9 protein-coding genes are annotated in these 9,999 nt (G+C 49.3%); all 9 read right to left on the reverse strand.

The window, feature by feature from the left end:
- Positions 1-23: 23 nt before the first annotated feature.
- Positions 24-584: a CDP-diacylglycerol--glycerol-3-phosphate 3-phosphatidyltransferase gene (pgsA, locus tag VIM88_RS04760; protein ID WP_331861738.1), complete on the reverse strand. Its 561-nt coding sequence runs from the start codon at positions 582-584 to the stop codon at positions 24-26.
- A gap of 179 nt (positions 585-763) precedes the next feature.
- The gene (locus VIM88_RS04765) at positions 764-1,543 is read right to left on the reverse strand and encodes an enoyl-ACP reductase (protein ID WP_331861739.1); all 780 of its coding nucleotides are present in this window, start codon (positions 1,541-1,543) and stop codon (positions 764-766) included.
- A 1-nt stretch (position 1,544) separates the two neighbouring features.
- Positions 1,545-2,438, reverse strand: a complete 894-nt coding sequence (gene dapA, locus VIM88_RS04770) for a 4-hydroxy-tetrahydrodipicolinate synthase (protein ID WP_331861740.1) — start codon at positions 2,436-2,438, stop codon at positions 1,545-1,547.
- A 17-nt stretch (positions 2,439-2,455) separates the two neighbouring features.
- Positions 2,456-3,712: a pitrilysin family protein gene (locus tag VIM88_RS04775; RefSeq protein WP_331861741.1), complete on the reverse strand. Its 1,257-nt coding sequence runs from the start codon at positions 3,710-3,712 to the stop codon at positions 2,456-2,458.
- Between the two features lie 163 nt (positions 3,713-3,875).
- Positions 3,876-4,952, reverse strand: coding sequence for a quinone-dependent dihydroorotate dehydrogenase (locus tag VIM88_RS04780; RefSeq protein WP_331861742.1), 1,077 nt, complete (start codon positions 4,950-4,952; stop codon positions 3,876-3,878).
- Positions 4,953-4,995: 43 nt separating this feature from the next.
- Positions 4,996-5,499, reverse strand: coding sequence for a hypothetical protein (locus VIM88_RS04785; protein WP_331861743.1), 504 nt, complete (start codon positions 5,497-5,499; stop codon positions 4,996-4,998).
- Between the two features lies 1 nt (position 5,500).
- Positions 5,501-7,204 (reverse strand): ABC transporter ATP-binding protein, encoded by a 1,704-nt coding sequence (locus VIM88_RS04790; protein WP_331861744.1) that lies wholly within the window; start codon positions 7,202-7,204, stop codon positions 5,501-5,503.
- Positions 7,204-8,613, reverse strand: coding sequence for a cysteine--tRNA ligase (gene cysS, locus VIM88_RS04795; RefSeq protein WP_331861745.1), 1,410 nt, complete (start codon positions 8,611-8,613; stop codon positions 7,204-7,206). The genes VIM88_RS04790 and cysS overlap by 1 nt, the downstream gene beginning before the upstream one ends.
- Positions 8,614-8,695: 82 nt before the next feature.
- Positions 8,696-9,999, reverse strand: a 1,304-nt coding sequence (gene murJ / locus VIM88_RS04800; RefSeq protein ID WP_331861746.1) for a murein biosynthesis integral membrane protein MurJ, incomplete at its 5' end; no start/stop codon positions are given.

Here is a 9,999-nt window from a genome sequence, read left to right on the forward strand (position 1 = left end):
AGGTTGATTAATTTTTAATCAGTTCAGTGATGAGAAGTATTTTTGAAGAAATCTCTGACATACTCATAGCCGGAGTAGAGGGTGAGTGCCACGGCTATCCATAGGAGCAAGGTGGCACCAGGCCACTGCATCAGTAAAAAGCCTATGGCTATCATCTGTGCAACGGTTTTGACCTTCCCCATCCAGGATGCGGCGATGTCAAGCCCCTGGCTTACCGCCGAGACCCTCAGTCCTGTAATGAAAAGTTCACGTGTAAGGATCAGAAAGATCGCCCAGGGAGAAGCGGATCCCAGCATCATGAGGCCGAGGAAGCCTGCCAGGGTAAGCATTTTGTCTGCAAGAGGGTCCAGTATCTTGCCCAGCGTGGTGATCTGGTTGAAGGTACGTGCGATGTAGCCGTCAAAAAAGTCTGTAGCGGAAGCAACCACAAAGATGAAGGCGGCAAAGTAGTTGAGCCATGAAGGATGTATGCCCCGAAAGAAAGAGGCATCCTGGTTGACGAGGAAAAGAAACATGACCGGGGCGAGGAGGAGACGGATGAATGCTAGGATATTCGGGATATTAAAGATTTGTGAACTTGGCATCATCTTACTCCTTATATTTCCTCATATTTGAACTGAGGTGTTGCTTCTCTCTTCATTTTTTTTAGAAAAAAACGAAGCAAAAAAATCGTCACTATTCTCAAATCGCTGCGCTTTCAAGGGTGTTCATAGTGACAAGCACACATTCGTGTGATTAAAAGGGAAGGAAGAAGGACATCCCACTATCTAAATGTGGTTCCGCCGTCTACTACGAGGGTTTGTCCTGTGATCCAGGAGGCTTCGTCTGTACAGAGGAAATAGACAGAGCCGGCAAGGTCTTCAGGGCTTCCCATTCTGTTCAATGCTGAACGTTTGATCGTTTCGGCTTTGACCTCTTCATAGTTGGTGAAGGCCTTCAGTGCATCTGTATCGATAGGTCCTCCGGAAACGGCATTGACCCTGATACCCATCTCTCCGAGCTCCACAGCGGCATAGCGGCTCATCGCTTCGACGGCTGCTTTGTTGGTACCGTGTCCGGCATAGTTCTCGATGTAGATAAGGTTCCCGGTAGAAGAGAGTGTGACGATGGCCCCGCCGCCTACTTTTTCCATACGTACGGCAGCTTCTTGTGAACCGCGAACGAAAGCACCCACGGTGGCAGTATAGATGTTCGTTAATCCTTTGTTTGGTCTGAGCTTCATGAACTTACCGTAACCGCCTACGACAGAACGGCCGTAGATCATGGCATTGGAAACAAAGAAGTCCACACGGTCAAAGTCCTGGTCGATCGCTTCGAACAGAGGTTTGAACTCATCCAGCTCCAGGATGTTCAGCGGATAGGCTCTGGCTTTGATAGCATATCTCTTTTCCAGGTCTGCTGCAATTTGATCCGCAGCCTCTTTGTTGGAGTTGTAGGTAAAAGCGACATTGACGCCGTTTTGGGCAAATTTCTCTGCTACGGCTTTACCGATACCTTTGGTCGCTCCTGTGATAACCAGTGTTTTACCTTTCATTTCTGACATCCTACGCTCCTACTATGTTGTATTTTTTCATGATGGACTCTATATCTTTCATATTCTCTGCACTTGGCGGTACCAGCGGCAGTCTGTATTCGAGCGTATCGATCAGACCGGCTAGATACATCGCTGCTTTGATAGGAATAGGGTTGCTTTCGCAGAAAAGTACTTTGTTGATCTCAAAGAGTTTATCATTGATGGCTTTGGATTTGACAAAGTCGCCTGCCAGTGCAGCATGGGTAAGCTCTGCTTTCATGTCCGGCAGGAGGTTGGAGGTCACCGAAGTGATCCCTTTGCCTCCACTGGCCAAAATAGGAAAGTCAATGACATCATCCCCTGAGAACACGTACAGTTCAGGTATTTTGGCCAACAGTTCGACCGTTCTTTCTATCGATCCGGTCGCTTCTTTGATCCCCATGATGTTCTCTACATCATCATAAAGTCTTTTCACCGTGTCCGGAAGTATATCTACACCGGTACGCCCCGGTACATTGTAGAGCATAAAAGGGACCTTGACAGCTGACGCGATCGCTTTGTAGTGCTGGTAGAGTCCTTCCTGGCTGGGTTTATTGTAATAAGGGCTTACGGAGAAAATAGCATCCACTCCGCATGCCTCGGCATGCTTGGCGATATCTATGGCTTCATGGGTCGCATTGCTTCCTGCTCCCGCAAGTACCCTGGTCTTGGTACCTTTGCAGACCTCGACAGCGATCTCAATGCATCTTTTGTGCTCATCATGGCTTAGGGTCGCGCTTTCCCCTGTCGTTCCGACGGGACAGACGGCATCTATGCCATGGGCGATCTGTCTTTTGATAAGACTTGCGTAAGTCGCTTCATCCAGGGTACCGTTTTTAAATGGTGTGATCAGTGCAGTCGTTGCTCCTGTAATATAGTTACTCATGTTACATCTTCCTATTACTAATTCTTTTTCAGTATCACAGTGGTTGAAAAATTGTGATCAAAATACTTATTAGCCGTATCTCTAATATCTTTGAGTGTAATTTTATCCAATTTCTCTTCATATTCAAGTAAGGGCTGAATATTTCCCTTGACATAGTAGTCACCATAGAGCCCGGCAACAGAACTTGAACTCTCCAGAGAGTAGATGAATTCCGCTTTGGTATTGATCTTGACCTTGTCCAGTTCTGCCTGGGTGACATCGCCGTTCTTGATCTTGTCAAGCTCTGCGAGTATCTCTTTTTCGACCTCTTCGACCGAGGCTGTAGGGGCACACATCGCCATGATGAGGAAAACTCCCGGGTCAGTCAGTTCCATATTGTACCCGTAGATCTGGTTGACCAGCTGTTTCTCATTGACCAGTGTTTTTTCAAAGCGGGAACTTTTGCCTGCACTTAAAATGTGGCTGATAGCAGAAAGCGCTACCTGGTCATCATGTTCATAGTTGGGGATGGCATAGGCGATCGCCAGGGTATCAACCTTGTTGCTCTCTTTGTGCAGTACTGCCCTTTTGGCACCGTCCACTTTGGGTTCCACAGCGGTCACCTTCGGTATCTCGCGCTTGTTCTCAATATGGCCGAAATAGTTGTCCGCTTCCTTGAATACCTCTTCCGGTGTAATGTCTCCCGCAACGACCAGAATGGCGTTGCTTGGCTGATAGTAGCGCTGGTAGAACTCTCTGATATCTTCTATCTTCCATGCAAGGATGTCTTCCATGAAACCGATAGGCAGCCAGTGGTAGGGGTGATAGGTGTAGTGTGTGTTGAAGGTACGGAAGTAGAGGTAGCCCATGGGATTGTTGTCCGTTCTCAGACGTCTCTCTTCTGCCACGACATCACGCTCCTTCTGGAACTCCTCATCGGTGAGTTTCAGGTTATGCATCAGTTCAGAGAAGAGATCAAGGCTCAGTGCAAGGTTTTTCGATGCCGTTTTGATGAAGTAGTGTGTTTTGTCAAATCCGGTCGCTGCATTGTTCACGCCGCCGCGGCTTTTGACGATCGTATCGAACTCGCCCTCTTTGAGCTTCTCGGTGGATTTGAACGCAAGGTGTTCCAGCATATGGGCCATACCGCTTTTGCCCAGGATCTCGTTCCTGCTTCCTACTTTGTAGTAGATATCTGTGGTGATGACACCTGAATCGTTATCCATAGGTATGACAACGATCTGCATACCGTTCTTGAGTGTTTTGGTAAAATGTTCCGGCAATGAATTGGCCATTGATACTCCTGTTGTCAAAAATAGTGTTATCACTATTTTTTTTAGTGATGAGTGATGAGTGATGAGTGATGAGTAATGGTGCATCTTGCTTTGCAAGACATTTTTAGAAAAAAACATAAGCTTTTTGAAAAAAAGCATACAGTTATTCTTCATTTCTCGTTTCTCATTCCTCATTGTTCTTCCAATCTACTCCGATGGCTTCGCTGATATGCTTATATCCATCTTTTTGTAAGAGCTTGATTAAACCCTCATTGATCTCTTTGATCAGCGCAGGACCTCTGTAGACCAGCATACTGTAGACCTGTACCAAAGAAGCCCCGGCCCTGATACGCCTGTAGGCCTCCTCGGCTGAGTCTATACCTCCTACAGAGATGAGCAGCGTCTTGCCGTAGAGCTCTTTGCCCAGGGCTTTGAAAAGCTGGTAGGATTTTTCCGTAAGCAGGGCCCCTGAGATACCTCCGAAGTCTTTGGCGTGGGGGGTCAAAGAGTAGTCTATGGTGGTATTGGTGGCGATGATACCCGCTGCGCCGGCTTCTACTGCGGTCTTGCAAAGGGCAATGGCAGCTTCGGGTTCCATATCCGGAGCGATCTTGAGCAGCACCGGCTGGGTCGTGATCTCTTTTGCCATAGCGAAGATGGCCTTGATGAAGGACTCGTTCTGCAGGTCTCTCAGTCCCGGTGTGTTGGGGGAAGAGATGTTGATGACGATGTAGTCCCCATACGCCTTGAATGCCTTGAAAAGTGTTTCATAATCGTCCAGGGCATCGCTTTCCGGCGTGAGCTTGTTCTTTCCGATGTTGATACCGATAGGGTAGTCAAAAAAGTAGAGGTCCTTCAGGCGCTGCACCATGTAGTGGCTGCCCTTGTTGTTAAAACCCATGGCATTCTGTATGGAGTTGTCTTCTATCAGCCTGAAGAGTCTGGGTTTTGCATTCCCGCTTTGGGGACGCGGCGTCACGGTACCGATCTCTGTAAACCCGAAACCCATCGTAGGCATGGCGGTGATGTATTGACCGTTCTTGTCAAAGCCTGCCCCGAGGCCTACAGGGTTTTGAAAAGTACGCCCGAAGATCTCCTGCTGAAGCATGGGGTGGGTGACAAAGTTCCTGTTCTTGACCAAACGCAAAAGTGTCGGACAGTGGGAGATCGTCCTGAGTCCGAGACCCGCGATCGTGTGTGCGGTCTCAGGCTCAAGTTTAAAAAGTATTTTTTTGAGGTTCTGGTAAGAAAAAAGTGACAAAATCTACTCCATAATTGATAGTAGGCCTATTATAGCAAAATAATCAAAAAAAGTAATGTAGAGAGAGGTTCGCACCCTGCATGGACTCGATCTGGTCCAGTCCTGATACATCGTAGTAATGGTAGGAAAGGTCTACATCGATCCTGTCGGTGGCATAGAGCAGAAATCCCAGATTTCCGCCATAAAAATAGCCGCTATTGTCCGAAACAGCGTCCTTGTCATAATGAAGATATCCCAGCGTGGCTCCCAGATAGGGTCTGACCTTGGGTGTCCCGAACAGCTCATCGAGCAGTATCTTATCTATCTCCACGGAAAAACTTTGAAGTGCCGAGTTGCCTGAGAAGGTGAACATTGTACGCCAATCCAGTGTCTGTTTACCGTAGCGTATCCCCAGAACGGTTTCGTTCTCTCCTGATGTTTGGATGTCGGAGTTAAGATCTATCGAATGGGTGGTCAGGGTCGCTCCCATAAAAGGGAACGCTTCGTTCTCCTGCTGTGCAGAGAGCAGGGTACATACCAAGGTAAAGAGCAGGATGGATCTTGACATGCTATAAATTCCTTGAGAGTTTTTGATAGACGGGACACGTTTCCAGCAGGGCCTGATGGGTCCCCCTGCAGACGATCTCTCCCCCCTGAAAGACCAAAATGGTATCGGCATCTTCTATGGTGCTTAATCTGTGTGCCACGGTAAAGGTGATCATCTCCGGTTTGAGTTCATGCAGCGCCTGTTGTATCAGGGCCTCGCTTTTGTTGTCCAGCGCAGATGTGGCTTCATCCAGGATAAGGATATCAGGGTTCTTGTAGAGCGCACGTGCCAGAGCGATACGCTGTCTCTGCCCGCCGGAGAGATTGCCGCCGCTCTCGGACAGCATCGTATGGATACCCTCATCGAGCTTGTTGATGAACTCCATCGCATGCGCTTTCTCCAATACTTCCGTGACACGTGCTTCGTCTATGGTCTCACCATAGGCCACATTGGCCGCAATGGTGTCATTGAAGATATAGATGCTTTGGGTCACATAAGATATCTTTCGGTGCAGAGAGGTGAGGCTGAACGCTTTGTGATCGGTACCGTTGATGAGAATTTCCCCCGAACTCGGATCATAAAAACGAACCAGCAGGTTGACGAGGGAACTTTTGCCCGCACCGCTGTCACCGACCAATGCGATGGATTCTCCCTTCTTGGCCTGGAGTGTGATGTGTTTCAGGGCAGGGGTGTCACCGTACTCGAGAGAGACATTTTCAAAGGTGATCATCTCTATGGTATCGGTGAGCTCCTGCTCCCCTGCTATGATGTTCGGCTGCATGTCAAGCAGTTCATGCATCCGCGTGTTGGCAGTGATCGCATCCTGTGCTTTATTGTAAAGAGAGGAGAGACGTTTTACCGGGTCGTAGAGCATGAAAAGTGCTGTAGCGAAAGCGAAAAAGGAGCCTACGGTCATGTGTCCGTCTATGACCTCCTTGCCGCCGATATAGATGACGATACCTATCGCCACTGCTCCCAATGTCTCCATCACCGGAGAGGTGAGGGCATTGGTCTTTACCTGTTTCATCAGAAACCTGAAGACATTCTGGTTGTCTTTTGCAAAACGTTCCTGTTCATACTTCTGGCTGGAGTGGGATTTGATCACTTCGATGTTGGAGAGGATCTCATTGAGCCTGGTGGTCATGTCTGCCGTACTCTCCTGGGAAAGTTTGGAGTATTTGCGCATTTTGTTGGCAAGTTTGGTGAGGGGGAATATGGCCAGTGGCATGATCACCAAAAAATAAAAGGCGAGTTTGGGGCTTTGAAAGATCACATACCCGGTCAATGCAACAATGATCATCGTTTCCCGGATCAGATCGGGAATGATATTGGCCACGACCATCTGGATGCGCGCGATGTCATTGGTGACACGGGAAAGTATCTCTCCCGAATGGGTCCTTCTGAAAAATGCCATATCGAGGTAGGTAAGATGCGATACCAGCTGGTCACGCAGTTTTCGCACGACATCCTGTCCGATGTAAGAGGTGTAGTAGGTCTGTATGTACTTCCCGATACCCTTGAGCGCAAAGACCCCGACCAGGAAAAAAGGCATCAGCAGCAGCATTTCCCTGTCCTTGTTGATGAAAACGTCATCGAGGACGGGCTTGATGAGCTGTGCGGTCCCCGCAGTACCGACCGCAACAGCGATCATCCCGAGTATGGCAAGCAAGAACTGTCTTTTATAGCCTGCAAGATAGGGGAGGTACTGTCTGAGGAGCTCTTTCATTATGCTTTTTCCCAGAGTGTACCGTCAGGGGTATCCATGATGGAGATCCCCAGGGCTGTAAGTTCGTCACGGATCGCATCGGAGCGTTCAAAGTTCTTCTCTTTTTTGGCTTCGCTTCGTTCAACGAGCAGGGCTTCTATCTGTGCTTTGAGGGCTTCATCGACACCGATCTGAAAATAAGAAAAAGGTTCTTTGCCGCCAAACCCGAGCAGGGTGTCAATGAACTCGATGTTCGCCAGCGTCTCTTTTTTGAGCGCCTTGTTTTTCGGATCATTGTCCAAAGCATCATTGGCAGCGGCCACCATCTCATCTATCACCGCAAGGGCGATCGAGATGTTCAGGTCATCTGCCATCGCATCAAGCAGTGCCTGTTTGAAGCTCTTGCTGACCGCAGAACCCTTGCCCGGAGTGACACGTTTTTTCAGCCGATAGAGCCTGTCCAGCCTTTTTTTGGCGGTCAGCAGGTCCTCTTCATTGAAGTTGAAGTCGTTTCTGTAGTGTACGGAGTTGAGGTAGTAGCGCAGCACCTCCCCGTCATAGACCTTCAGCGCATCCTTCAGAAAGAAGCTGTTGCCCAGCGATTTGCTCATCTTTTCACCGTTTATCTGCACGAAACCGTTATGCATCCAGTACTTTGCCAGTTCATGGCCCGTAGCACAGCGGCTCTGGGCCGCTTCATTCTCGTGGTGGGGGAAGAGCAGGTCCGCCCCGCCTGCATGAATGTCTATGCTGTACGCCTGCGTACCGTGTGTATGGGCAAAATGCTTTTCGATCATTGCTGAACATTCGATGTGCCAGCCAGGGCGGCCCGAAGAGAAGGGTGCTTCAAAGCAGATATCCTCGTCTCCCTTGCAGGCTTTCCAGAGTGCGAAGTCCTTCGGGTTTCTTTTTTCGCTTGTGTGTGCCACACGGCTCTGGTTGTCCTCATCTTCGCCTACCCGGTGCGATATCTCTCCATAGTGGGGATCTTTGCTGGTATCGAAGTAGACATCACCGGAAGAGGTGACATAGGCGATGTCCTTGTCGATCAGTGTCTGGATCATCGCTTCTATGGCCTGAAGGGACTCCGTGGCCTTCGGTTCGATGTCGGGACGCTCGATGCCAAGCGCAGCCATCTCTTCAAGGTAGCGGGCGATGTAAAAAGAGGTGAGCTCCTCCATGCTTTTGCCTGTCTCTTCCACCTTTTTGATGATCTTGTCATCGATGTCGGTAAAGTTCTTGCCCAGTGTGACCTTGTAGCCAAGGGCTTTGAGCGTGCGGGAGAGGAGGTCAAAAGCAAGGCTGCTTCGTGCATGGCCCAGGTGGGCATCATCATAGACGGTAGGACCGCAGACATATATACTTGCTTCCCCTTCACGGATGGGTTCAAAAAGAAGTTTGGTTTTTTGTACGCTGTCATAAATGTACATGATAATCGCCGGACCTTTGTGTGTAGTGTGCTGTGATTATAACCTAAAGTTGATTAGAGGAGATACGCCTGCCCGTGCAAACTCATCGTATCAGACCCAGCAGCAGGAGATTGACCTGGTACAGCAGAAGTGAAAGCACCGCCAGGGTCAGGAGGAGATACAGCGCCTTTTTTGACCTGATGATATCGAGAAATCTCTCTGTGCCCACTTCTTTGACGGTCAGGATGAAAAGCACCCATCCCCCGATACTCCCTGCCAATGCAAGCCCGGAAGCACCAAGCGGATGCATCAGTATCAGCGATCCTGTTACCGAGGCGACAAGGGAGTAGACCGCGATCTTGGCCGCCTTGCGGTGTCTGTGCGAGGCATAGAGGAAAAGAGAAAAGAGCTTTGCCAGCCCGAAAGGAAGCAGCCCTATCATGTACATTTGAAGCACCCTTACGGTTTCGAGTGTTTGAATTTCTGTGAACTTTCCTCTTTCAAAGAGCAGCCAGACAATGGGTTCGGCGAGCAAAATACCCCCGACCATCGAAGCACCCAGCAAAAAGGAAAGGAGCCAGAAGGCCTGGTTCAGGTTTTTATAGGCCTCTGTCTCATTTTTGTTCTTCAGCGCTTTGGAAACAGCCGGGAAAAGCACGGTGGCGGTGGCGATGGCGATGATGGCAAGCGGAAGCTGGAAGATGCGGTTGGCGTAAAAGAGGTAAGAGACCGAACCTGTGATCAGGAATGTTGCCAGAAGCGTGTCTATAAAGGCTGAGATCTGAGGGGTGGAGTTCCCTAGTATTCCGGGCAAAAAGAGAGACTGGAAGTGTTTTTTCTCTTCCTCGACATCTTTGCTCTTTCTGTATTTCCACCCGCCTACAAGGATCTTGTGCAGGTTAAGATGGTTCAGGGTGAGAACATGGGCTACTATCTGCAAAAGTCCGCCGATCAGCACGGAAAAACTGAGCGCATAGGCTACGGTCTTGGGATCCTCTTTCATGTAGAGGTAGAGCGCTGCGATCATGGCGATGTTGAGCAGGGCAGTGGACATCGCGGTGGTGGCAAAATGGTTCTTGTACTGCAAAAGCGTGGCCAGGAACGTCACGATGAAGATGAGGTCCAGGTACCAGAAGTTTATCGCGGTCAGTGGTGCTGTCTGGGAGATCAGTTCACTGTCCCATCCCAGGGCCAGCAGTTTCGTGATGGGTTCGGGAAAAAAGGTGATCAGCAGGGAAAATGCCGTCAAAAAGAGCAGAAACCGCAAAAAGATCGCAGTGGCAAAGACACCTTTATGCCTGCTGGCCACAAAAGAGGGCATAAATGCCTGTGTAAAGGCGCCCTCGGCAAAGATACGACGGAAAAGGTTAGGCAGTTTGAAGGCGACAAAGAACATATCCGACCACA

This window comes from Sulfurovum sp. (assembly GCF_036568385.1).
In the GTDB taxonomy this organism is placed as follows: Bacteria; Campylobacterota; Campylobacteria; order Campylobacterales; family Sulfurovaceae; genus Sulfurovum.

Coding starts and splice junctions, on each gene's coding strand:
- VIM88_RS04765 (WP_331861739.1), bottom strand. CDS start 1,543: ATGTCAGAAATGAAAGGTAAAACACTGGTTATCACAGGAGCGACCAAA.
- dapA (WP_331861740.1), bottom strand. CDS start 2,438: ATGAGTAACTATATTACAGGAGCAACGACTGCACTGATCACACCATTT.
- cysS (WP_331861745.1), bottom strand. CDS start 8,613: ATGTACATTTATGACAGCGTACAAAAAACCAAACTTCTTTTTGAACCC.
- VIM88_RS04775 (WP_331861741.1), bottom strand. CDS start 3,712: ATGGCCAATTCATTGCCGGAACATTTTACCAAAACACTCAAGAACGGT.
- pgsA (WP_331861738.1), bottom strand. CDS start 584: ATGCCAAGTTCACAAATCTTTAATATCCCGAATATCCTAGCATTCATC.
- VIM88_RS04785 (WP_331861743.1), bottom strand. CDS start 5,499: ATGTCAAGATCCATCCTGCTCTTTACCTTGGTATGTACCCTGCTCTCT.
- VIM88_RS04790 (WP_331861744.1), bottom strand. CDS start 7,204: ATGAAAGAGCTCCTCAGACAGTACCTCCCCTATCTTGCAGGCTATAAA.